Below are 24,084 nucleotides of genomic sequence, written 5' to 3'. Positions count from 1 at the left end.
TAAAATTTCATGACGTATGAAAGATGAAATATTCTTTCATTTATTATAAAATACTTCGTGTTAATTTCATGACAATTGATCCTACGACGCTAGACGACCTCGATCGTCGCATCCTGAACGCCTTGCAAACTGACGCATCGCAGACGAATACAGAGCTGGCAGAACAGGTGCACGTATCGCCGCCGACTTGTTTGCGCCGCGTCAAGCAGCTCACCGAGAATGGTGTTATCTCACGGCAAGTAGCCATCGTCGACCCGGACAAGGTCGGCGCGCGCCTCACCGCCATCGTCGAGATCACGCTTGACGTGCAGGCGGCCGAACGGATGACCCAATTTGAACAGTTGGCGGCCAATGAAGACGCGGTAATGCAGTGCTACCGCGTCGCGCCGGGACCGGATTTCGTGTTGATCATTCAGGTCATGGACATGCCGGCCTACCACGCATTGGCGCACCGCCTGTTCGCGACCCACGCGAATGTGCGCAACGTAAAAGCCTATTTTTCTACGTTCAGGAGCAAGTTCGACACCCGCATCGCGGTGTAAATCAGCGCCTGATGCCTGTGGATAATTCTGTGCAGAACTATGTGGAAGTGCACCGGGTATCCAGTGTATAAGCCAGTGTATAAGCCAGTGGATACCCTGTGGTTTTCCGGTGAGTTACTCGTGTAAAAGCGGCGAATTACTTCGGCTTTTTCACAGGACGGCTCCAGCCATCGATGGTGATTTGCTTGGGACGCGAAATGGTCAGCTTGCCGGCCGGCGCGTCTTTCGTCAGCGTGGTGCCGGCGCCGAGCGTGGCGCCCTTGCCGACGGTAACGGGCGCCACCAGCTGGCTGTCGCTGCCGATGAAAGCGTCGTCCTCGATCACCGTGCGGAACTTGTTCGCGCCATCGTAATTGCACGTGATGGTGCCGGCGCCGATGTTGACGCGCGAGCCGACCGTGGCATCGCCGACATAGGCCAGATGATTTGCCTTGCTGTGCGCGGCGACCTGGCTGTTCTTGATTTCCACGAAATTGCCGATGTGGACATCTTCACCGAGTTCGGTGCCCGGGCGCAGGCGTGCATACGGGCCGATCTGCGACTTGGCGCCGACCACCGCGTCTTCGATGTGGCAAAACGGCTTGATGGTGGCGCCGGCTGCAATATGGGCGTTCACCAGCACGCAATGCGGGCCGACCGTTACGCCATCGGCCAGTTCGACGCGACCCTCGAACACGCAGCCGACATCGATCGTGACGTCGCGCCCGCAAATGAGTTCGCCGCGCACGTCGATGCGGCTTGGGTCCATCAGGGTCACGCCTTTTTCCAGCAGCGCGTTGGCAATATTCAGTTGATGGCGGCGCTCGAGTTCGGCCAATTGCACCTTGCTGTTCACGCCGGCCACTTCCCATTCGCCGGCAGGGGAGGCCGAGACGACTTCCACACCATCGGCCACGGCTTGCGCCACGATGTCGGTCAGGTAGTACTCGCCTTGCGCATTGTTGTTCGACAGCGCCGCCAGCCAGCGCTTCAAATGACGCGTCGGCACCACCAGGATGCCGCTGTTGATCTCGCGGATCGCGCGCTCAAGGTCATTCGCATCCTTTTCTTCGACGATGCGCACGATGCGGCCGTTTTCGCGCACGATGCGGCCCAGGCCGAGCGGATTGGCCTGTTCGACGGTCAGAATGCCGAGCTTGTCGGTTCCGGCGGCGTCGACCAGGCGGCGCAGCGAATCGGCGCTCGTCAGCGGCACGTCGCCATACAGCACCAGCGTCGGCACGTTTTCATCGAGTTGCGGCACCGCCTGCATCACCGCATGGCCGGTACCCAGCTGTGGCTGTTGCAGGGCCGTATCGATCGGCGCTTCGCCAACCGTTGCCAGTTTGGCTACCATCTCCGGCACCGCTGCGCCGCCGTGTCCGTAAATCACGCATAATTTGCTCGGCCGCAGCACACGGGCGGTATCGATCACATGCTGCAACAGCGGCTTCCCAGCCAGCGGATGCAACACTTTAGGCAGCGCGGACTGCATGCGCTTTCCCATGCCGGCGGCAAGGATGACAACGTTCATAGGCCGTATTCAATAAGAGTTAATAAGATGAAAAATTTTAGCACGCAAGACACCTTGTTCCAGCGCACGCGTGCGCTGTTTTTGATTGCACTGATCGCCTTGACGGCTGCCTGCAGCACGATCCGCTTCAGCTACAACCATGGCGACACCTTACTCTACTGGTGGCTCGACGCGTATGTCGACTTCGAAGGCGACCAGTCCGACTGGGTCAAACGCGACATCCGCGAACTGTTTCAATGGCACCGCAAAACCCAGCTCGACGACTATGCCGGCCTGCTCGGCACTTTCCAGCGCCAGCTGGCCGGCAATCCGACCCAGGCTGACCTGCTCGCCGGTTACCGCGAAGTGCGCGGCCACACCGAAACCCTGGCCATGAAGGCCGTGCCCGACATGGTCGACCTGGCGCGCTCGCTCACGCCCGACCAGATCGAGCAGATGGAAGAACGTTTTAAGAAGAAAAACGACGAATACCGCCGCAAGTTCGTCAGCGGCAGCGCCGAAAAGCGCAACGAGGCGCGCTTCGATAAATCAATGGAACAATTCAAACTCTGGTTTGGCGGTTTCAGTGACGAACAGGAAAAGGCGCTGCGCCGCGCTTCCGACGCCCGCCCGCTCGACAGCAATATCTGGTTAGAGGAGCGCGTCCTTCGCCAACGCAAGATTTTGGCCCTGGCGCGTAAAATTGCGCAGGAAAAGCCGAGCAAGGAACAGGCGAGCGTCATGATTTCGGCGCTGCTGCGCGAATTCTTCGGCCGCCTCGATGCGCCCGAGCGCAAGAGTTTTTACGACGCCTATATCAATTCGACCAGCAATTACATTCTGGCCGCCATCCGGATCGCCACGCCGACCCAGAAAGGCCATGCCCAGAAGCGCATGCAGGGCTGGATCGACGAATTCAACACCTTGGCGAAAGAGGCAAAATAAGGACGTACCGCTTCTGCTATAGTGCGCGCCATGCAAAAAAAGCCAGCGAATAAACAACCCCAGGGCCAGCACGGCCGTCCGCGCCTGGCGCCCCAGCAGGTGCGCATCATCGGCGGTGAATGGAAACGCCGCTTGCTGCCGGTGCTCGACGCGCTCGGCCTGCGACCCACGCCCGACCGGGTCCGCGAAACCGTGTTTAATTGGCTCCACCACCAGGTCGGCGGCGACTGGGGACACATCGATTGCCTCGATTTGTTTGCCGGCAGCGGCGCACTTGGCTTCGAGGCCGCCAGCCGCGGCGCTAGAACGGTCACGATGCTCGACTTTCACGCCCCCGTCGCGCGCCAGTTAACGGAAAACAAGGAGCTGCTGAAAGCGGAAAACGTCACCATCCTGCGCGGCGACGCTTTTACCGTGGCACGCGACATGGCCGGGCGCGGCCAGCGCTACGACCTCATCTTCCTCGATCCGCCCTATCAACAGGATTTCATCGCGCAAGCATTGCCGCTGTGTATAGACCTCCTGAACGACGACGGCATGGTGTACGTCGAAGCCGAGTATGCGTTGCCGGAAGGGGAAGATGCGCCGGACTGGCTGGCGCCCTGGGAGCAGGTGCGCGCCGACAAGGCGGGTATGGTGTTCTATCACCTGCTGAAGGTAAACGGCAACTTGCACGAAAACAAGGCTTAAACGGCTTATGTTTGCCCAATTGGCGGGCAAACCGCGCCCCATGCTGGGGCAATTGCCGGATTTTCAGGCATAATGCGCTTTCTCACACAGGTGTTTCTTCCAGGGAGCTGCAATGGTAGTAGCCGTTTATCCAGGTACCTTCGATCCGCTGACCCGCGGCCATGAGGATCTGGTCCGCCGTGCATCCGGTCTGTTCGACACGCTCGTCGTCGGTGTCGCCGACAGCAAGAACAAGAAGCCGTTCTTCTCGCTCGAGGAGCGCCTGGAGATCGCCAACGAGGTGCTGGGCCATTACCCGAACGTGCAGGTCGAGAGTTTTTCCGGCCTGCTGAAAGACTTCGTGCGCAAGCACGATGCGCGCGTCATCGTGCGCGGCCTGCGCGCCGTCTCCGACTTCGAATACGAGTTCCAGATGGCGGGCATGAACCGTTATCTGTTGCCCGATGTCGAGACCCTGTTCCTGACCCCGTCGGATCAGTACCAGTTCATTTCCGGCACCATCGTGCGCGAAATCGCGATGCTCGGCGGCGACGTGTCGAAATTCGTCTTCCCTTCGGTGGACCGCTGGCTGCAAAGTAAAATTGCATCCATGAACCTGCCGCAAGCCTGACCAGGCATTCATATAAAAGCTGCATCATGGCCCTGTTGATTACCGACGAATGCATCAATTGCGACGTGTGCGAGCCCGAGTGCCCGAACGACGCCATTTCGATGGGCGAAGAGATCTATGTGATCGATCCGCGCAAATGCACGGAATGCGTCGGCCACTTCGACGAACCGCAGTGCCAGGCGCTGTGCCCGGTCGCCTGCATTCCGTTCAATCCTGCCTGGCGCGAAACGCGCGAGGAACTGCTCGCCAAATACGAACGCCTGACGGCGGATAAAAACGCCGCCTGATGAAGCGCCCGCCCTGGCGCCTCTCCTTTCGTCCTTTTTTCTTGCCCGAACATGCGTGCCCGCCAGGCTGATTTTGGCGACATGCTATGCTCGTTCGATGGAAAAAGACGAGCAGGAATCACTATCGACATTGCCAAACTCGGTCAATGAAAACATCGGCACGATCGCCGAGTATTACGAGCGCAATGAACGAAAGGTGACGCGCGCCCAGGCTTTTATCGAGAAAATGAGCGTGTTTCTCGGTAGCCCAGGCTATGTCGCCGCGAATGTCGTGTTCATCGTCTGCTGGATCATCCTGAACCTGGCGGCGCCTGGGCTGGGCTTCGAGCAGTTCGACGAACCACCGTTCTTCTGGCTGCAAGGTTTCGTCAGCCTGAATGCCTTCATCATTTCCACCACCGTGCTGATCCGCCAGAACCGCATGTCGAAGCTGGCCGAGCACAATGCCCACCTCGATTTGCAGATCAGCCTGCTGTCCGAAGAAAAGACCAGCAAGATCATCGCCATGCTCGAAGATATCCGGCGCGATTCTCCCAACTTGCCCGACAGGGTCGATGCCGAAGCCGAAGAGCTGTCACACTCGGCCGACACCAGTACCGTACTCGAGGCAATCGAGCGTGACCACGAGCAGGACCGCGCCCACAAGTATTGACAGCTTGACTTTGTATTCGCTCGAGCCGACGCTGCCGGGCGACGCAGGCCAAAGCAGGGGACAAAATAAAACGCGGCGCCGGGTGACCGGACGCCGCGTTTTTTTATGGACCGAGCGTGTTAAGCGCGGCCGCTGAGGGCGTTGCGCTGCTGGCGCGCAGCGCGCTCTTGACGGGAAAGGCGTGGGCGCACGGTCAATATGAAAGCGCGCACCAGGCCGGAAAGCAGGGGACGGAAGAACAGCACGACACTGGCCAGCAGCGCCAGCACCAGTGCGCCACGCACGAGTTCGGCGATCGGCGGCAGCAGGAAGGAAAATTCGGTAACAGCTTGTACGAACGGCATGGATTTCTAACTACAGGATGTTGTTTTCACAAACTATAGTGCATTGCAGCATATAAATCTAATTCTGATTCCTAATAGGTCTTATATGGATTGTGAATGAAATGCGGTACACTTTGACGCAGACCAATAGATACCCTTACTGCTAACGAGACACTGCCATGAGCTTCCTGACCCTCGACCTGAACCTGCTGCGCGTGTTCGACGCAGTCATGACCGAACAAAATTTAACGCGCGCCGCCGGCCATTTGGCGATGACCCAGCCGGCAGTCTCGAATGCAATCAAGCGCCTGCGCGAAAGCCTGGGCGACGAACTCCTTATCCGCACCGCGTATGGCGTCAAGCCGACTCCGCGCGCCGAAGCGCTGTGGCCGGCCGTGCGCGCGGCGCTGGCCTCACTGGAAGCAGCCGTGATGCCGGAAACCTTCGATGTGTCGAAGGCGCAGGCCACCTTCCGCATGGCGATGGCCGACGCCACCGCCGCCTACTGGTTACCGTCATTGATGCGTTCGATCGAAAGCGAAGCGCCAGGCGTCAACATCCGCATGGTGCCGCTGACCACGCGCGAGCCGCGCCCGATGCTGCTGCGCGGCGACATCGACCTGGCCGTCGGCTTCTTCCCTGGCGTGGCAGCGCAATTGTCGGGGGAAACCGGTTCGCCGATCCGCCACGAGCGCCTGTATTCCGGCCAATACGTGTGCGTGATGCGCAAGGGCCACCCGCTGGCAAACCAGAAGCTCGATCTCGACACCTATTGCAAGGCGAACCATCTATTGGTGAGTTTTTCCGGCCGCGCGCACGGCCTGGTGGATGAAGCGCTGGGGCAAATTGGACGCGAACGGCGCATTTTGCTCACCGTGAACCAGTTTTTCACGGCGGGACGGGTGGTGGCGAATTCGGATTTGATTACGGTGTTGCCGAAACACTTGATGGTCTCGACCGGCATGACGGAGTCGCTGGTCTGGCGCGAACTGCCCTTCGTCCTGCCCGCTGTGCACCTCGACATGCTCTGGCACGAACGCGACGGCCGCAGTCCGGCGCACCGCTGGCTGCGCAGCAATCTGGAAACGACGGCGGCGGCGGCCACGGCGCCGAAGGGCGAGCGCGTGGCTGCGTAAGCGTTGAGATGAGCCAGGGCGGACGGGATCGGCCGCCCTGATTACCGAATCGGCAGCTTCGTCGTATTTTTCACTTCTTCCATCACCGCATAGGTGTGCGTCTCGCGCACGCCTTTCTGCAACAGCGTCTTGCCCAGGAATTCCCTGTACGCCGCCATGTCTTTGACACGCGCTTTGACGAGATAGTCAAAGCCGCCGGCCACCATGTGACACTCCAGCACTTCAGGGATCAGCTGCACGCTCTGTTTGAACGCATCGAACACTTCCGGCGTGGTGCGGTCCAGCACGACCTCGATAAACACCAGCAAGGACACATCCAGCAGTTGGGGATTGAGCTGGGCCGTGTAGCCCATGATGTAGCCGGATTCGTGGAGTTTGCGCACGCGCTCGAGGCAGGCGGCCGGCGACAGGTTGACCCGGGTTGCCAGCTCGACATTGCTGATGCGCCCGTCGTTTTGCAACTCGGCGAGAATTTTTTTTGAAATCTTGTCCAGCATGCCGTCTCTCTCCTGCATAAATATAATTTGGTCGAATTCTCGCATCAAAAACTATCTATTGCTAGTGCCCCGTAAAAACAGAATTAATCCAGAAGAAATCCTTCTACAATCAAACGATTGAAGCACGACCCAAAACGCGCGCCGGCTCTCCTCCAGACCGGCGCGTTTTGTTATGCGCTTTCCCTGATTCCCCCTATTTTTAATGCAAAGACTCACCATGCAGATCGCCGCTACTGCCGCCACCACCTTCGTTCCGTTCGACGCGTTCCAATCTGAAATCAAGCCGGAGCAGACGCTGCTGCGCGCCGCCATCACGGCCGCCTACCGCCGCGACGAAGCCGAGGCCGTGCACTGGTTACTGCATCAGGGTGCGCGTCCGAGCATGGACGCAAAACCGCTGGCGCACCGCCTGGTGTCGGCCGTGCGCGCGAAACGCACGCGTGCCTCGGGCGTCGACGCCCTGATGCATGAATTCTCGCTGTCGTCGGAAGAAGGCGTGGCCCTGATGTGCCTGGCCGAAGCACTGCTGCGCATTCCCGACAGCGCCACCGCCGACCGCCTGATCGCCGATAAAATCAGCCGCGGCGACTGGCGCAGCCATCTGGGCGAATCGCCTTCGCTGTTCGTGAACGCCGCCACCTGGGGGCTACTGGTCACCGGTAAACTGGTCTCGAGCAACAGCGAACGCGGCCTCGGTTCGGCCATGACGCGATTGATCGCCAAGGGCGGCGAACCGCTGATCCGCAAGGGTGTGGATCTGGCCATGCGCATGCTCGGCAACCAGTTCGTCACCGGCCAGACGATCGACGAAGCGCTGAAAAACAGCCAGCCGAACGAAGCGCGCGGTTATCACTATTCGTATGACATGCTGGGCGAGGCGGCGCTGACGGAACACGATGCGCAACGCTATTACGCCTCTTACGAAAAAGCGATCCATGCGATCGGCAAGGCATCGAATGGGCGCGGCATCAAGGACGGTCCGGGCATTTCCATCAAACTGTCGGCCCTGCACCCGCGCTACAGCCGCGCCCAGTCGGCGCGCGTGATGAGCGAACTGCTGCCGCGCGTGCGCAGCCTCGTGTTACTCGCAAAACAGTACGACATCGGCATCAACATCGATGCCGAAGAAGCCGACCGCCTGGAAATCTCGCTCGACATGCTCGAAGCGCTGGCATTTGATGCCGCACTGGCCGGTTTCGAAGGCATCGGCCTGGTGGTGCAGGCTTACCAGAAGCGCTGCCCGTTCGTGATCGATTACGTCATCGACCTGGCCAAGCGCAGCAGCCGCAAGTTCATGCTGCGTTTGGTAAAAGGCGCGTATTGGGATGCCGAAATCAAGCGCGCGCAAGTGGACGGCATGCCGGGCTTCCCGGTGTACACGCGCAAGGTGTACACGGACGTGTCGTATCTGACCTGTGCGGAAAAACTGCTGGGGGCGACGGACCTCATCTACGCCCAGTTCGCGACCCACAATGCCCACACTTTATCGGTGATCTATACCTGGGCCAAAGAACGCGGCATCGACAACTATGAATTCCAGTGCCTGCACGGCATGGGCGAAACGCTGTACGACCAGGTGGTCGGCAAGGAGAATTTGAACAAGGCCTGCCGTATCTATGCGCCGGTCGGGTCCCACGAAACCCTGCTCGCCTACCTGGTACGCCGCTTGCTGGAAAACGGCGCGAATTCGTCCTTTGTGAACCAGATCGTCGACGAAAAGGTCGCGATCGAGACTTTATTGAACGATCCGTTCGAGGTGGCACGCGCCAGCGGCGGCGCCCCGCATACGGGCATCGCCTTGCCGCGCGCGCTGTTCGGTACCGAGAGAAAGAACTCCGTCGGCATCGACCTGACGAATGAAGATGCGCTACGCATGCTTGGCTCGGAGCTGGCACGCCAGCGCGACTACCGCGCGACACCGCTGATTGCCGGCAGCGTCGACGGCGCCGCCATGCTGTCGATCGTCAACCCGGCCCAGCATGCCGATATCGTCGGCCAGGTGCAGGAAGCATCAACAACCGATGTCGAGACCGCACTGGGCGCGGCCACTGCCTTTGCCGCCGAATGGAACAGCAGCGCCAACCGTGAGCGTGCTGCCATGCTCGACCGCGTGGCCGACTTGTTCGAGGACAATTGCACCGAGCTGATGGCCCTGGCCGTGCGCGAAGCCGGCAAATCCTTGCCGAACGCGATCGCCGAGATCCGCGAAGCGGTCGATTTTTTACGTTACTACGGCGCGCAGGTCAACGATGCGCCGCACGCCGAGGCGCTGGGACCGGTCACCTGCATCAGCCCATGGAATTTCCCATTAGCCATTTTTACAGGCCAAGTCGCCGCGGCCCTGGCCGCCGGCAACGTCGTGCTGGCGAAACCGGCCGAGCAGACGCCATTGATCGCCTACCGCGCGGTCGAACTGTTTCATGAAGCAGGGATCCCCCGCGCGGCCCTGCAACTGCTGCCGGGCCGCGGCGAAGTCGTCGGCGCCGCACTGACGCTTGACGCGCGTGTAAAAGGCGTGATTTTCACGGGCTCGACGGAAGTCGCGCAACTCATCAACCGCACGCTGGCAAAGCGTGCGGAGCTGGAAAACATCGACATTCCGCTGGTAGCGGAAACCGGTGGCCAGAACGCCTTGATTGTCGACTCGTCGGCGCTGCCGGAGCAGGTGGTGCAGGACGTACTCAGTTCGGCCTTCGACAGTGCCGGCCAGCGCTGCTCGGCGCTGCGCGTGCTGTTCCTGCAGCAGGATATCGCCGATAAAACCATCCGCATGCTAAAGGGTGCGCTGGGAGAACTGCGCGTTGGCAACCCGGACCGCCTGGCGACCGACATCGGTCCCGTGATCGATGGGGAAGCCCAGCGCAACCTGCTGGCCCACATCGAGCGCATGCGCGCTACGGCGAAACAGCATTTCGCGCTCGAATTGCCGGCGTCGGTGACGTCGCAGGGCAGCTTCGTGGCGCCGACCGTGCTCGAAATCGGTTCGCTGGCGGAACTCAAGCAGGAAGTGTTCGGTCCAGTCCTGCACATCGTGCGCTACCGCCGGGCCGACTTAATAAAAGTGGTCGATGCGATCAATGCCAGCGGTTACGGCCTGACGCTGGGTATTCACTCGCGCATCGACGAGACCATCGATTTCATTACCACGCGCGCGCATGTCGGCAACATCTACGTGAACCGGAACATCGTCGGCGCCGTCGTCGGCGTGCAGCCGTTTGGCGGAGAAGGCAAATCCGGCACCGGCCCGAAAGCGGGCGGTCCGCTGTATATCAAGCGCCTGCAGCGTCACGCCCCACCGCTGCTGGCGCATGCGCATCAAGCGTATGCGGCGCTGTCCGAACTGCTGGTCTGGGCGAGAAACAACGGCCATCAGGACATTGTCAGCCTGGGCGAGACCTATGCCCGCACCCAGCTGAACGGCACGACGATCGAACTGCCGGGCCCGACCGGCGAAAAGAACAGCTTGCGTTTCGTCCCGCGCGGGGTCGTGCTGTGCGCAGCGTCGTCGATGAAAGCCATGCTGAATCAACTGGCGGCGGCGCTGGCGACGGGCAACCGCGCCTTCGTGCTGGCCACCTCCCCGGCGCTGGTGCCGGAAGATCTGCCAGCCGAAGTCAAGGACCGCATCGGCTTTATCGGCGCAGCGGAAGTGGGTAACTGCGAATTCGATATCGCGCTGATCGAGGCCGGCCTGGAAGGCAGCCTGCGTTCGCAGCTGGCGGCGCGACATGGCGCCATCGTCGGCATCGTCGATACCGATGCAAGCTTGCCGGTGGCCCTGTGGCGCCTGGTGGCTGAACGGGCGGTGTGCGTCAACACGACGGCCGCTGGCGGCAACGCAAGCCTGATGACGCTGGGGCTGTAATCATGGTGCACTTTTAGTGGTGGTCGTTCAATGGAGGAAGACATGTTAGTTGGCGTTCCAAAAGAGATAAAAAACCATGAGTACCGGGTCGGCCTGACCCCGCCTTCCGTGCACGAGCTGGTCGCACGAGGGCATCAAGTCATTGTCCAGAAGAACGCCGGCAGCGAGATCGGCTTGCTGGATGCGCAATACGTGGCGGCCGGCGCCATCATCGTCGACACGGCGCAAGAAATCTTTGCCCGTGCCGAGATGATCGTCAAAGTCAAGGAACCGCAACCGGGCGAATGCGCGATGCTGCGCGAAGGCCAGATCCTGTACACCTATCTGCACCTGGCGCCGGACCCGGAGCAGACCGCGGCGCTGGTCAAATCGAAGGCAGTCTGCATTGCCTACGAAACCATCACCGGCCACGGCGGCGGCTTGCCGCTGCTCGCGCCGATGAGCGAAGTGGCCGGCCGCATGTCGATCCAGGCGGGCGCGGCGCACCTGGAAAAGTCAAAGGGCGGCATGGGGCTGCTGCTGGGCGGCGTGCCGGGCGTGGCGCCGGGCCACATCGTCATCATCGGCGCCGGCGTGGTCGGCACGAATGCGCTGCAGATGGCGGTCGGTACCGGCGCCCGGGTGACGGTGCTGGACAAAAACATCGAGCGCCTGCGCCAACTGGACCTGGTGTATGGGAATCGCATCGCCACCGTGTATTCGACGGGGCACGCGATCGAGGAGGCGGTGCTGGCGGCCGATCTCGTGATCGGCGGCGTGCTGGTGCCGGGTGCGGCGGCGCCGAAACTGGTCACGCGCAGCATGATTTCGCGCATGAAGAAGGGGGCGGTCGTGGTCGACGTGGCGATCGACCAGGGCGGCTGTTTCGACACCTCGCATGCGACCACCCACGCCGACCCGACCTTCATTGTCGACGGCGTGGTGCATTATTGTGTGGCGAACATGCCGGGCGCCGTGGCCCGTACCTCGACCTTTGCACTGAACAACGCGACCATCGGCCATGCGCTGGCCCTGGCAAGCAAAGGCTGGCGGCGCGCCCTGATCGACGACGCGCACCTGCGCCAGGGATTGAATGTATGCCTGGGCCAGGTGACGTATGCAGCCGTGGCCCACACCCTGGGCTACGATTACGTGCCGGCCGAGTCCCTGCTGGCCTGACCTTTTATTTTTTATTTTTTATTCATAACACCTTCGTCTGCTGGCAAAAGCGGCGGACGATGTGAAACGCATACTGCGCGGCCACCGATTTTACGAAACGTAAAAAATCGGTGGCCGCGTTTTCATTGGCGTTGTCCGATATCGTCCGGATCACGGCGCAGGGCACATTCAATTCGTGGCAGACCTGGGCCACTGCCGCCCCTTCCATTTCGACCGCCACCAGGCCAGGCAGAGCGGCATTCAAGCCATTGATGTGCTCGCGGTCGTTGACGAACTGGTCGCCGCTGGCAATCAGGCCGCGGTGGATGCGCGGCTGGCGCAGGCCGAAGGCGGCTTTTTCAAGCGGATCGATCGCATCGGAAAAATCGTTTTCCAAAAATGCGTAGGCGGCATCGAGCAGGCGCGTACCCAGGTGATGGTCGGCCGGAAAATGCGTCATGCCCGTGAGCGGCACCTCGAAACGTGGAAACAGGGGACTGGCATCCATGTCGTGCTGGACCAGCGATTCGGCCACCACGATGTCGCCCACCTTGATCGACCGATCGCCGCTACCTGCAACACCCGTAAACAGGATGTGGGTAACTCCGAACTTCTCCACAAGCGTGGTCGTCGTCACGGCAGCGGCAACCTTGCCTATACGCGACAGGACGCACACAGCGTCGATTTCCCACAGTTGTCCGACCCAGTAGGTTCGTTGACCATGGATGAGCTTGTAGGGGCTCTGCATGGCCTCCACGAGCCCTTGCTGTTCTTCAGACAGCGCGCTGATGATCCCGAGACGCATATTTTTCTTGTTGGTGAGAGGGTTTGAACACGAAAACAGGGTTTCAGTCGTGGTTTTCGTCCTGGAAAACGGTTTTCCACGCACTTCCCGTTGTTCTCTGTTTACAGTAATAAAGGGTTGTATACAGATTGGTAGTAGTAGTAAACGAGCAGTTTACTGTGGATAAGATCGGTTTACTCCACAAGATCAGCAGTTTAGGTCATCACAAACGCGCGGGACAAAGATTGTATCGAGCTTGCACCGTTGTTGGAGAAAAGCTGAGTTGTCTTCAGTAAACGTCGTTCTGCACAAAGGCTCCTGTGGATATGCAGTGGCTTGTCCACAGCCAGAGTGGCTGTTAACCGCTTTTTTGCCTGTCAGTCGTCTTTGACCCCGGGTATTCACATCCTGGCGATCAGGTGCCGCGTCAGCATGTCACCGCCAGCGTCGGCATCTTGTTTCCTGCCAAACTTTTAGATTGCCGATCAAGGGCAAGGCATCCTTCAGCTTCGAACGCATGCGAGGCGCTTCTTTTTTTTTGCAGCATTCGTCAGCCACTGTCCTGTTTCCATGGCGGCCGTGCGCGTTTCGTTTTTCTGCAGACCCATCCAATCGTTGACAAGACGCTGCCTGGCGCTTGTCCAGTATCCGATCCGAGCCCGGTTTTTCACAGAGCGCCTCCTTTATGTATTTAATTAAAAGAGATATATAAAAAATAGTAGTAATAGTAGAGGTGGCCCCTTGCTGTGGATAAGTGCGATTTTCTGCACAGGTTCAAGGAGTTAGCGCCTTTTCGATGTGCTGCACAAGCCGTGTATCGGGCTTGCACCGAAGGTGAACAGATTTCGCGCGCTGTCGAATCGCAGGGCTTCTGCACATTCGCTCCTGTGGATATGCATGGGTTTGTCCACATCCTGTTTGGCCAAGCGCGCCGCGTTTGCTCAACTGTCGTGTCTGGCAAGAGGACAAGGCTGGCGATGGCAAGCACGGCAAGGGCGAACTGCTCCCGTAACGTGGGATCTGACGCAGGGGGCCAACAGTTCGGCGTGTTTCAGAAAAAAAAATTTCGCGAAGCCGCAGCCTTCGCTCTTCAGGTTTACAACCAAGAGAGGTATACAAGAATAGTAGTAGTGTTAACAACAGGCGTTTTCTGTGGATAAGCCTGTTAACAGATGAGAAATCATCGGCTTACACGCGGTATAAGCCTGTGTTGACGCCTGTATCGCAGGCATGACAAAACTGGACAAGAATTTGAAGCGCCCTCCAAACGGCGTTTTCGCACAATCCGTACCTGTGGATATCAAGAGGCTTATCCACAGTTGACCCACTGGCGCGAAGTTTACGATCTGGTAAGCTTGCCTTAGTGAAAATTGAAACGACATCGAACAACACGGAGGCGGACATGGGAATCGACGACTTGTTCCAGATATCGGTCATCCAGGGCCCGATGGCGGGCGGCGCTTGCACGCCGCAACTGGTAGCTGCCGTGTCGAATGCCGGTGCGCTTGGCGCGCTTCCCTGTTCGCTGCTCAGCCCGCAGACGATCGAGGAGCAAGTGGCGCGGCTCCGGACGTTGACGCCCCGTCCCTTCCTGCTGAATTTTTTCGTCCAGGGCGCGCCCAACCCGAGCGAGGCCGAGGTGGCGGGCGGCGCCGAATTGCTGCGCCCGGTCTGGGAAAGCCTGGGGTGGAATAGCCTGCCGACCCCGGCTGCATGGTGCGAGGATTTCGCGGCGCAGTTCGAGACATTGCTGACACTGCGTCCGGCGGCCGTGAGTTTTACTTTCGGCATCCTGGAAAGCGTGCAAGTCGAACGCCTGCACCGTGCCGGCATCCTCGTGATCGGCACCGTTACCACAGTCGAAGAGGCGCTGGCCTGGGAAGCGATCGGCGCCGATGCCGTCGTCGCTTCGGGGGTCGAAGCTGGCGGACACCGCGGCACGTTTATTGGACGCCAGGAAGACGCGACGCTCTCGAGCCAGGACCTGTGGCCGGCGGTGGTGGCGGCCGTCGCCATTCCCGTGATCGCCGCCGGCGGCATCATGCGCGGGGAAGACATCAAACGCGCGTTGGCGCTGGGTGCGCGCGCCGTGCAAATGGGCACCGCGTTTCTCGTGACCGACGAAGCCGCGATCCACTCCGCCTATAAAGCACGGATCATCAGCGGGGAAGGGCAGACGCGGCTGACGCGCAGTTTTTCCGGGCGCTATGCACGCGGCATCGAGAACCGTTTCATGCGGCAAATGGCAAGCGTGGAGTCGCAAGTGCCGCCGTACCCGATCCAGAATGCGTTGACCGGCGCCATCCGCGCGGCAGCCGCGAAAAGCGGCGATACCGAATTGATGTCGATGTGGGCCGGTACCGGATTTAACCGAGCGCGGCCGATGGCGGCAGGGCGCTTGATCGCATTGCTGGCATCCGAATTGCAGACCTGAGGAGCGCGCGTGGAATCGGCTGGAGAATACGACTACATCATCGTGGGGGCCGGTACTGCGGGCTGCGTTCTGGCGAATCGCTTAACCCAAAATAAGAATGTCGAGGTGCTGCTGATCGAAGCGGGAGCGCGCGACGACTACCTGTGGATCCACATTCCTGTCGGTTACCTGCATTGCATCGGCAATCCGCGCACCGATTGGCTGTTCAATACCGAACCGGACCCGGGCCTCGGTGGCCGGGCCCTGATCTATCCGCGCGGTAAAGTGTTGGGCGGCAGCTCGTCGATCAACGGCATGATCTACATGCGCGGCCAGCAGCAGGATTATGACCGCTGGGCCGACGCGTGCGGCGACGATTCCTGGCGCTGGGACGCCGTGCTGCCGCTATTTAAAAAAAGCGAAGACCATTATCGGGGCGCCAGCGAGGTACACGGCGCCGGCGGCGAATGGCGCGTCGAAAAGCAACGCTTGTCCTGGAAAATCCTCGATGCCTTCCGCGATGCCGCAGCTGAAGTCGGCATCGACAAGGTCGACGATTTCAATACCGGAAACAATGCCGGCTCTTCCTACTTTGAAGTCAACCAGCGCCGCGGCATCCGCTTGAATACCGCGAAAGCGTTTTTGAAACCGGCGGCCCAGCGGCCGAATCTGACCATCATGACCGGCTGCCACGTCGAGCGCCTGGTGTTGGAAACAACAGACTCCGGGACGATTTGCCGCGGCGTGCAATTTACCGGTGGCGGGCGTGCCTACAGCGCGGTCGCCGGGCGCGAAACTTTACTTGCTGCCGGCGCCATCGGCTCGCCCCATATCCTGCAATTGTCGGGGATCGGAGACGGCGCCCACTTGCAGCGCCATGGCGTGACGCCCGTGGTCGACCTGCCCGGCGTCGGCGAAAACCTGCAAGACCACCTGCAACTGCGCATGGTGTATAAAGTGCAGGGGGTGAAAACCTTGAATATGAGCGCCGCCAGCTGGTTCGGCAAGATGAAAATCGGGCTCGAATATGCGTTCCTGCGCAGCGGGCCGATGTCGATGGCGCCGTCGCAGCTGGGCGCGTTTGCCAGGTCAAGCCCGCAGCAGGCGACGCCGAACCTGCAATACCACGTGCAACCCCTGTCCCTGGAAAAATTCGGCGACCCGCTGCACGGGTTTCCGGCATTTACCGCCAGCGTCTGCAACCTGCGCCCGACGGCGCGCGGGCATGTGCGCCTCAGCACCCACGACAGTTATGCTCCTCCCAAAATCACGCCGAACTATCTCAGCACGGCCGAGGACCGGCAAACGGCGGCCGCGGCGCTGGCATTGACGCGCCGGATCGTCGCCGCGCCGGCCCTGGCGGTGTATCAGCCGCAGGAATTCAAGCCGGGAATTGCCTACCGCACCGAGGAAGAGCTGGCCGAAGCGGCGAGCCTGATCGGCACCACGATCTTCCACCCGGTCGGCACCTGCAAGATGGGTATATCGAACGATCCGGATGCCGTGGTCGACAGCCAGTTGCGGGTGCGCGGAGTAGGGCGCCTGCGCGTGGTCGATGCCTCGATCATGCCATTCATTACCTCGGGTAACACGAATGCGCCGACCCTGATGATTGCCGAAAAGGCGGCCATGCTGATTGCCGCCGCCGCTCGCTAGATCCATACCCTGTTCAAATTTGCACAATCGGTCTGCGTGAGCGTGTCCATTGTGCGTGGCTGCACAGGATCGCGTTGTATTGTGTAAATAACCAATCTGTGTGATATTTGCCGAGAGTCTATTCAAATAGGCTGTTCTCGACGCAGCACATCCACGCATTGGAGACACGATGGCAGACGTCATTCTTGAAACAAAGAACTTGACCAAAGAGTTTAAGGGTTTTACTGCAGTCAATGATGTCAACCTGCGCGTCCAGCGCGGGCACATCCACGCCTTGATCGGCCCGAACGGCGCCGGCAAGACCACCTGTTTTAATTTGCTCACGAAATTCCTGGTGCCGACCTCGGGCGAGATCCTGTTCAACGGGCGCGACATCACGAATGACAAGCCGGCGCAAATCGCGCGTCGCGGCATCATCCGCTCGTTCCAGATTTCCGCCGTATTCCCGCATTTGACCGTATTGCAGAACGTGCGCATCGGCCTGCAGCGCGAGCTCGGAACCAGTTTTCATTTCTGGCGCAGCGAAGCTTCGCTGTCTTCCCTGGATGACAGGGCCATGGCGCTGCTCGACCAGGTCGACCTGTCCGGCTTTGCCGACACCGTCACCGCCGATCTGCCGTATGGCCGCAAGCGCGCGCTCGAGATCGCCACTACGCTGGCGATGGAGCCGGAACTGATGCTGCTCGATGAGCCGACCCAGGGCATGGGCCATGAGGACGTGCACCGCGTGACGGCCTTGATTAAAAAAGTGTCACAAGGACGCACGATTTTGATGGTTGAACACAATATGAGCGTCGTTTCCGGCATTTGCGACCGCATTTCCGTCCTCCAGCGCGGCGCCATGCTGGCGGAAGGGACCTATGCCGAAGTCTCGAAAAATCCGCAAGTGATGGAAGCGTATATGGGCACCGCCGACGGCGCACTCGAAGCGGGGCACGCATGAGCGCCGCTTTGGAAATCACTGACTTGCAAGCCTGGTATGGCGAATCGCACATCCTGCACGGCATCAGCCTGTCGGTCGCGCAAGGCGAAGTCGTGACCCTGCTTGGCCGCAACGGCGCCGGCCGCACGACGACCCTGCGCGCGATCATGGGCCTGACGGGGCGCCGTACCGGCTCGATCCGCATCAATGGCGTCGAGGCGATTAGCTTACCGACCCACCGCATCGCCCACCTCGGCGTCGGCTATTGCCCGGAAGAGCGCGGCATTTTCTCGTCGCTCTCGACCGAGGAAAACCTGATGCTGCCACCCGCCCTGAAAGGCGGCGGCACGGCGATGTCGATCGACGAGATCTACGAGATGTTCCCGAATTTGAAAGAGCGCCGCCATAGCCAGGGCACGCGCCTGTCGGGTGGAGAACAGCAAATGCTGGCCGTGGCGCGCATCCTGCGCACCGGCGCGCGCCTGCTGCTGCTCGACGAAATTTCCGAGGGCCTGGCGCCGGTCATCGTGCAGGGCCTGGGGCGCATGATCACCATGCTCAAGGCGAAGGGCTACACGATCGTCATGGTCGAGCAGAACTTCCGCTTCGCCGCGCCCCTCGCGGACCGCTTCCACGTTGTCGAACATGGGCAAATCGTCGAAACCATCGAGGCGCAAGACCTCACTGCCCGGATGCCGGTACTGACCGAACTACTGGGCGTTTAGTAACGTAGTAAAAGTAAAAGTAAAAGTAAAAGTACGATCAACCACAAGAACGGAGACACAACAATGAAACGCACAGCCCTCGCCCTCGCCGCCAGCGCCTTACTTACCGGCTTCGCCGCACCTGCGTATGCCCAAATCAGCGACGACACCATCAAGATCGGATTGCTGACCGACTTGTCCGGCGTCTATTCCGACATCGACGGCAACGGCGGCGCCGAAGCCGTGCGCATGGCGATCGCCGACCTCGGCGGCGCCGTCAACGGCAAGAAGGTGCAGTTCGTGGTAGCCGATCACCAGAACAAGCCGGACATCGCCGCCTCGAAGGCGCGCGAATGGTTCGACCAGCAAGGTCTCGACATGCTGATCGGCGGCACCAATTCGGGTGCCAACCTGGCCATGGCCAAGGTCGCAGCCGAAAAGAAAAAAGTCTTTATTTCGATCGGCGCCGGCACCGCGCAGCTGACCAACGAACAGTGCTCGCCTTACACCGTGCACTACGCCTACGACACCGTGGCGCTGGCGCGCGGCACCGGTTCGGCCGTGATGAAGCAGGGCGGCAAGAGCTGGTATTTCATGACCGCCGACTATGCCTTCGGCCAGTCGCTCGAACGCGATACGACGGAAGTCATCAAAGCCAACGGCGGCAACGTCCTTGGCAGTGTGAAACACCCGCTGTCGGCTTCGGACTTCTCGTCCTTCCTGTTGCAGGCGCAATCGTCCAAGGCCCAGGTGCTGGGCCTGGCGAACGCGGGCGGCGACACGATCAATTCGATCAAGGCGGCCAAGGAGTTCGGTATCACCAAGAGTATGAAGGTCGCCGGCCTGCTGGTGTTCATCAACGACGTCCACACGCTGGGCCTGGACGCGACCCAGGGCATGTACCTGACCGACGGCTGGTACTGGGACATGAACGCCGACACCCGCGCCTGGTCGAAGCGTTACTTTGCCAAGATGAAGAAGGAACCGTCGATGCTGCAGGCGGCCGACTACTCGGCAACCATGAACTACCTGAACGCGGTGAAAGCGATCGGCACGGACGATTCGACCAAGATCATGGCCAAGCTGAAATCGACCAAGATCAACGACATGTTTACCAAGAACGGCGTCATCCGCGAAGACGGCCGCATGGTGCACGACATGTACTTGATGCAGGTGAAATCGAAGGCCGAGTCGAAGTATCCATGGGATTACTACAAGGTCGTGGCCACCATCCCGGGCGAGCAGGCGTTCACCAAGAAGGCCGAGACCAAGTGCGCGGCGTGGAAGTAAGCAGTCAAGCTTGATGTAAACCGCGCCGTAAGGCAAACGTAAAGCGAACGCGTGGAAGGCAAGCCCTCCACGCGTTTCACGATTGCATGCAACCCGAATTCGGTTTCTCTGTAACCTGAATTTTTCTTCACCACCCCTGTGGCCGGTCCGGCCGCCCCGGCTGACCGCCATCCCGACTTTTTGCTTTGGGTACCTATGGAAATTTTCGGAGTTCCCCTGCAGGCCATGATGAGCCAGCTTTTGCTGGGCCTGGTCAATGGTTCCTTCTACGCGATGCTCTCGCTCGGCCTGGCCGTCATTTTCGGCTTGCTGAACGTCATCAATTTTTCGCACGGTGCGCTGTACATGATGGGGGCTTTCATTGCCTACATCGGCGTCACCTCGTACGGCCTGAACTACTGGATGATGCTGGTGCTCGCGCCGCTCGCCGTCGGCGCTTTCGGCATCGCCGTCGAAAAGACGATGCTGCGCTGGCTGTATAAACTCGACCATTTATATGGCCTGCTGCTGACCTTCGGCATCACCCTGCTGCTGGAGGGCGTGTTCCGCTCCTTCTTCGGCGTCTCCGGCCAGACCCTGGACGTGCCCGAGCAATTGCAAGGCGCGACCGACCTCGGTTTCATGATGCTGCCGAATTACCGCGCCTGGGTCGTGGTGTGCTCCCTGATCGTCTGCCTCGGCACCTGGTTCGTGATCGAAAAGACGCGGCTCGGCGCCTACCTGCGCGCCGGTACCGAAAACCCGAAACTGGTGGAGGCCTTCGGCATCAACGTGCCGCGCATGGTCACACTCACCTACGGCTTCGGCGTCGCGCTGGCCGGTCTGGCCGGCGTGCTGGCGGCGCCGGTGATCAACGTCACGCCGCTGATGGGCTCGAACCTCATCATCGTCGTGTTCGCCGTCGTCGTGATCGGCGGCATGGGATCGATTCTCGGTTCGATCATTACCGGCTTGCTGCTGGGGGTGATCGAGGGCCTGACCCGCGTGTTCTATCCGGAAGGGTCGGAAGTCGTTGTGTTCGTGGTCATGGTCATCGTGCTACTGCTGCGCCCGGCCGGTCTGTTCGGTAAGGAGAAATAAGCGATGAACAAGAAAATTATCTATGCGCTGGCCTTTGCCGCCGCCCTGGCCGCACCCTTCTTCGGCTATCCGGTCTTCCTGATGAAGCTGCTGTGCTTCGCGCTGTTCGCCTGCGCGTTCAACCTCTTGATCGGTTTTACGGGCTTGCTGTCGTTCGGCCACGCCGCCTTCTTCGGCAGCGCCGGCTACATGACGGGCTACCTGTTATCCACGGTCGGGCTGCCGGTGGAACTCGGCATCCTGGCCGGTGTCGCGGCCAGCGCCGTGCTGGGGCTGGTGATCGGCGCGCTCGCGATCCGGCGTCAGGGCATTTATTTTTCGATGATCACCCTGGCGCTGGCGCAGATGGTGTACTTCGCCGCCCTGCGCAGCCCATTTACGCACGGTGAAGATGGTCTGCAGGGCGTGCCACGCGGGAAACTGTTCGGCGTAATCGACCTGTCGAACGACCTGACCCTGTACTACGTGGTGCTGGCGATCGCAGTGGGTGGCTTTGCCCTGATCAACCGCACCGTGCACTCGCCCTTCGGCCAGGTCTTGAAAGCCATCAAGGAAAACGAGCCACGCGCCGTTTCGCTGGGCTATGACGCCGATCGCTACAAGCTGCTTGCGTTCGTGCTGTCAGCGGCCCTGACGGGCCTTGCAGGCGCCACCAAGACGGTCGTGCTCGGCTTCGAGACCTTGACCGACGTGCACTGGACCATGTCGGGCCTGGTGGTCCTGATGACCCTGGTCGGCGGCATGGGCACGATGGCCGGTCCGATCATCGGCGCCTTCATCATCGTCGCGCTGGAAAACAAGCTGGGCGAAGTCGGCAATTTCCTGGCCGAGCACACCGGCATTTCCTGGTTCACGACACTGGGCGAATCGGTCGGCATGGTCACCGGCCTGATCTTCGTGGTCTGCGTGCTGCTGTTCCGCCGCGGTATCGTCGGAGAAATTGGCGCCCTGTTCGAGCGGATGGGGAGAAAAGCCCCGGCGCAGTCCACTCGCAGCGCGGCACCAGCCGACCGAGAAACGGCATGAAGCAAGAGTCCCTGCACCTAAACGTCAACGGCTTGCACCTGCAAGTGCAAAGCGTGGGGCAGGGACCCGCGGTCGTGCTGCTGCACGGCTTTCCGGACACCCACGTCGTCTGGCGCAAGCAAATCGCGCCACTGGTGGCGGCGGGTTTCCGGGTACTCGCCCCCGACCTGCGCGGCTATGGCGGCAGTGACGCGCCGCTGGCGGTCGACGCCTACCGCCTGGAACACGTGCGCGCCGATATCCTCGCGATGCTCGACGCGCTCGGTATCGAACGGGCGCGCGTGGTCGGGCACGACTGGGGTGCGGTCGTCGGCTGGCTGCTGTGCATGGCGGCGCCCGAGCGCATCGAGCAATATGTGGCGCTGTCGGTCGGCCACCCGGCCGCCGTCGCGCGCGCAGGCTTGCTCCAATACCTGCGCTCGAGCTATATGATGTGGTTCCTGCTGCCGGGACTGGCCGAGCGTTCGCTGCTGGCTGGCGATTGTTATGTGATGGGCCGTTTTACGTCGGACCGCGCCCTGGTCGCGCACTGGAAGCGCAGTTTCCGGGAACCAGGCCGGATGACAGCGGCGCTGAATTATTTCCGTGCAAACGTGCCACGCGGGATCGTCTTTAGTAAAAAGCACGAACCCGTGCGGGTGCCGGTGATGGGTGTCTGGAGCAGTCTCGATCCGGCGCTGGGCGAAACGCAGATGCGCGACTCATCAAGCTATGTCGCCGACAGTTTCAGGTTCGAGCGCATCGAGGGCGCCGACCACTGGCTGCAAGTCACGGCCGCCGAACGGGTCAACGCCTTATTGCTCGACTTCTTTGCACAAGCGCCGCACTCTGCGGCGCCCATCTCCTCTCTTTAAATTACAGCGCCGCGGCGTAGATCGCGCGCGCGTCGCTGCGCGTGATCTCGCGCGGGTTGTTGCCGAGCAGGCGAGTCTGCAGCATCGCGTCGTCCGCCAGCCGGTCGAGGTCGGTTTCAATAATCCCCATCTCCTGCAAGCGCGTCTGGATTCCGGTCCGTGCGGCGATCTGCTGCATCGCAGCAATCAAGGCTTCGGTGCGCGCTTCCAGGCTGCCGCTGTTGCCGGGCACGACGATGTCGGCCAGCTCGGCATACAGGTGCGCTGCGTGCGAGGCATTGAAGCGCAACACATGCGGCAGGACGAGCGAGTTCGACAGTCCGTGCGGCACGTGGAAAATGCCGCCGATCGGGTAGGCGAGGGCGTGCACCGCGGCGACCGGTGCGTTCGAGAACGCCTGGCCGGCGAGGCAGGCGCCGAGCAGCATGGCTTGCCGCGCTTCCAGGTTGCCGCCGTCCTCGACGGCGGTCATGATGTTTCTTGAGAGTAGGCGCAGCGCTTCGCGCGCCAGGTTGTCCGACAGCGGATTTTTTTTGTGCTTGCTGGTGTACGCCTCGATCGCATGCACCATCGCATCGATTCCGGTGGCCGCGGTCACCAGCGGCGGCAAGCCGAGCGTCAGTTCCGCATCGAGCAGGGCCAGGTCCGCATACAGCTGGGGAGAGACGACGCCCATCTTGGTCGTCTCGCCGGTGGTGACGATGGCGATGTTGGTGACCTCGGAACCGGTGCCGGCCGTGGTCGGCACTTGCACCAGCGGCAGGCGCTGCCCTTTTACATTGCCGATGCCGTAGATCTGACCCAGCGCCTGATCGCTGCCCGCCAGTACCGCCACCAGCTTCGCTACATCCATCGAACTGCCGCCGCCGAAGCCAATGATGAGCTCGGCTTTCATGTCGCGTGCGGCGTGCACGGCGCTGTGGACGACGTGTTCCGGTGGGTCCGCCACGACAGCCGAAAACACGTTCACGATCAACCCCAGCTGCGTCAGGCTCGCCTGCGCAGGCGCGAGCAAGCCGGTGCGCAGGAAACCGGCGTCGGTCACGATCAGCACGCGGCGTATGTCCATAAAACGTTCGGCGACGATCGCGCCGAGGCGGGCTCTGGCGCCCGGTTCCGAAATGATGCTGGCAACGGTGTTGAAGGCAAAGGCGGTCATGGTCGTCCCAAGTCGTGTTT

22 protein-coding genes are annotated in these 24,084 nt (G+C 60.8%); 17 read left to right on the top strand and 5 right to left on the bottom strand.

Annotated elements, in window-relative coordinates; all coding sequences use genetic code 11:
* Positions 1-68 precede the first annotated feature (68 nt).
* Complete coding sequence (locus ACHAC9_RS12560; protein WP_435760344.1) at positions 69-542, top strand: Lrp/AsnC family transcriptional regulator; 474 nt, start codon at positions 69-71, stop codon at positions 540-542.
* Between the two features lie 136 nt (positions 543-678).
* Here ACHAC9_RS12560 and glmU read toward each other — a convergent pair whose 3' ends face one another.
* Positions 679-2,055 (bottom strand): bifunctional UDP-N-acetylglucosamine diphosphorylase/glucosamine-1-phosphate N-acetyltransferase GlmU, encoded by a 1,377-nt coding sequence (gene glmU, locus ACHAC9_RS12555; RefSeq protein WP_435760334.1) that lies wholly within the window; start codon positions 2,053-2,055, stop codon positions 679-681.
* A gap of 27 nt (positions 2,056-2,082) precedes the next feature.
* On the opposite strand from glmU, the gene ACHAC9_RS12550 reads away from it, so the two are divergent.
* The 5 genes from ACHAC9_RS12550 (at position 2,083) to ACHAC9_RS12530 (ending at position 5,218) form a co-directional block, all read left to right on the top strand.
* On the top strand, positions 2,083-2,979 hold the full coding sequence (locus ACHAC9_RS12550; protein ID WP_435760333.1) for a DUF6279 family lipoprotein: 897 nt from the start codon (positions 2,083-2,085) through the stop codon (positions 2,977-2,979).
* Between the two features lie 30 nt (positions 2,980-3,009).
* Positions 3,010-3,669, top strand: coding sequence for a 16S rRNA (guanine(966)-N(2))-methyltransferase RsmD (gene rsmD, locus ACHAC9_RS12545; protein WP_435760331.1), 660 nt, complete (start codon positions 3,010-3,012; stop codon positions 3,667-3,669).
* A 112-nt stretch (positions 3,670-3,781) separates the two neighbouring features.
* Positions 3,782-4,279: a pantetheine-phosphate adenylyltransferase gene (coaD, locus tag ACHAC9_RS12540; RefSeq protein ID WP_435760330.1), complete on the top strand. Its 498-nt coding sequence runs from the start codon at positions 3,782-3,784 to the stop codon at positions 4,277-4,279.
* Between the two features lie 26 nt (positions 4,280-4,305).
* On the top strand, positions 4,306-4,566 hold the full coding sequence (locus ACHAC9_RS12535) for a YfhL family 4Fe-4S dicluster ferredoxin (RefSeq protein WP_435760329.1): 261 nt from the start codon (positions 4,306-4,308) through the stop codon (positions 4,564-4,566).
* Positions 4,567-4,663: 97 nt separating this feature from the next.
* Positions 4,664-5,218, top strand: coding sequence for a DUF1003 domain-containing protein (locus ACHAC9_RS12530; RefSeq protein WP_435760328.1), 555 nt, complete (start codon positions 4,664-4,666; stop codon positions 5,216-5,218).
* 119 nt (positions 5,219-5,337) lie between these two features.
* Here the strand turns inward: ACHAC9_RS12530 and ACHAC9_RS12525 are convergent, their stop codons facing one another.
* Positions 5,338-5,562 carry a hypothetical protein gene (locus tag ACHAC9_RS12525; RefSeq protein ID WP_435760327.1) on the bottom strand — a complete coding sequence of 75 codons (225 nt, stop codon included), beginning with the start codon at positions 5,560-5,562 and terminating at the stop codon, positions 5,338-5,340.
* 158 nt (positions 5,563-5,720) lie between these two features.
* Here ACHAC9_RS12525 and ACHAC9_RS12520 point away from each other — a divergent pair, with 158 nt between their 5' ends.
* The gene (locus ACHAC9_RS12520) at positions 5,721-6,677 is read left to right on the top strand and encodes a LysR family transcriptional regulator (RefSeq protein ID WP_435760326.1); all 957 of its coding nucleotides are present in this window, start codon (positions 5,721-5,723) and stop codon (positions 6,675-6,677) included.
* 41 nt (positions 6,678-6,718) lie between these two features.
* Here ACHAC9_RS12520 and ACHAC9_RS12515 read toward each other — a convergent pair whose 3' ends face one another.
* On the bottom strand, positions 6,719-7,174 hold the full coding sequence (locus ACHAC9_RS12515) for an Lrp/AsnC ligand binding domain-containing protein (RefSeq protein ID WP_056340766.1): 456 nt from the start codon (positions 7,172-7,174) through the stop codon (positions 6,719-6,721).
* A gap of 217 nt (positions 7,175-7,391) precedes the next feature.
* On the opposite strand from ACHAC9_RS12515, the gene putA reads away from it, so the two are divergent.
* Entirely contained in the window at positions 7,392-11,039 is a 3,648-nt protein-coding gene (putA, locus tag ACHAC9_RS12510; RefSeq protein ID WP_435760324.1) for a trifunctional transcriptional regulator/proline dehydrogenase/L-glutamate gamma-semialdehyde dehydrogenase, read from the top strand.
* A 42-nt stretch (positions 11,040-11,081) separates the two neighbouring features.
* Positions 11,082-12,197, top strand: a complete 1,116-nt coding sequence (ald, locus tag ACHAC9_RS12505) for an alanine dehydrogenase (protein ID WP_435760323.1) — start codon at positions 11,082-11,084, stop codon at positions 12,195-12,197.
* A gap of 22 nt (positions 12,198-12,219) precedes the next feature.
* On the opposite strand, the gene ACHAC9_RS12500 is transcribed toward ald, so the two are convergent.
* Positions 12,220-12,981 (bottom strand): 5'-methylthioadenosine/adenosylhomocysteine nucleosidase, encoded by a 762-nt coding sequence (locus ACHAC9_RS12500; protein ID WP_435760322.1) that lies wholly within the window; start codon positions 12,979-12,981, stop codon positions 12,220-12,222.
* 1,381 nt (positions 12,982-14,362) lie between these two features.
* Between ACHAC9_RS12500 and ACHAC9_RS12495 the strand changes: the two genes are divergently transcribed.
* The 8 genes from ACHAC9_RS12495 (at position 14,363) to ACHAC9_RS12460 (ending at position 22,905) form a co-directional block, all read left to right on the top strand.
* Complete coding sequence (locus ACHAC9_RS12495; RefSeq protein WP_435760321.1) at positions 14,363-15,394, top strand: NAD(P)H-dependent flavin oxidoreductase; 1,032 nt, start codon at positions 14,363-14,365, stop codon at positions 15,392-15,394.
* Between the two features lie 9 nt (positions 15,395-15,403).
* The gene (locus ACHAC9_RS12490) at positions 15,404-17,029 is read left to right on the top strand and encodes a GMC family oxidoreductase (RefSeq protein ID WP_435760320.1); all 1,626 of its coding nucleotides are present in this window, start codon (positions 15,404-15,406) and stop codon (positions 17,027-17,029) included.
* Between the two features lie 169 nt (positions 17,030-17,198).
* Entirely contained in the window at positions 17,199-17,972 is a 774-nt protein-coding gene (locus ACHAC9_RS12485) for an ABC transporter ATP-binding protein (RefSeq protein ID WP_435760319.1), read from the top strand.
* Positions 17,969-18,676, top strand: coding sequence for an ABC transporter ATP-binding protein (locus ACHAC9_RS12480; RefSeq protein ID WP_435760318.1), 708 nt, complete (start codon positions 17,969-17,971; stop codon positions 18,674-18,676). The genes ACHAC9_RS12485 and ACHAC9_RS12480 overlap by 4 nt, the downstream gene beginning before the upstream one ends.
* Before the next feature lie 63 nt (positions 18,677-18,739).
* Positions 18,740-19,945 carry an ABC transporter substrate-binding protein gene (locus ACHAC9_RS12475; RefSeq protein WP_435760317.1) on the top strand — a complete coding sequence of 402 codons (1,206 nt, stop codon included), beginning with the start codon at positions 18,740-18,742 and terminating at the stop codon, positions 19,943-19,945.
* Between the two features lie 195 nt (positions 19,946-20,140).
* Entirely contained in the window at positions 20,141-21,025 is an 885-nt protein-coding gene (locus ACHAC9_RS12470) for a branched-chain amino acid ABC transporter permease (RefSeq protein WP_435760316.1), read from the top strand.
* Positions 21,026-21,028: 3 nt separating this feature from the next.
* Entirely contained in the window at positions 21,029-22,051 is a 1,023-nt protein-coding gene (locus ACHAC9_RS12465; protein WP_435760315.1) for a branched-chain amino acid ABC transporter permease, read from the top strand.
* Positions 22,048-22,905: an alpha/beta fold hydrolase gene (locus ACHAC9_RS12460; protein WP_435760314.1), complete on the top strand. Its 858-nt coding sequence runs from the start codon at positions 22,048-22,050 to the stop codon at positions 22,903-22,905. The genes ACHAC9_RS12465 and ACHAC9_RS12460 overlap by 4 nt, the downstream gene beginning before the upstream one ends.
* Position 22,906: 1 nt before the next feature.
* Here the strand turns inward: ACHAC9_RS12460 and ACHAC9_RS12455 are convergent, their stop codons facing one another.
* Positions 22,907-24,064 carry an iron-containing alcohol dehydrogenase gene (locus tag ACHAC9_RS12455; RefSeq protein ID WP_435760313.1) on the bottom strand — a complete coding sequence of 386 codons (1,158 nt, stop codon included), beginning with the start codon at positions 24,062-24,064 and terminating at the stop codon, positions 22,907-22,909.
* Positions 24,065-24,084: the final 20 nt, after the last annotated feature.

Origin of the sequence: Massilia sp. CMS3.1 (assembly GCF_051262535.1) — a bacterium.
Taxonomy (GTDB): Bacteria; Pseudomonadota; Gammaproteobacteria; order Burkholderiales; family Burkholderiaceae_D; genus Telluria.
This window is presented reverse-complemented; position numbering and strand designations above follow the sequence as displayed.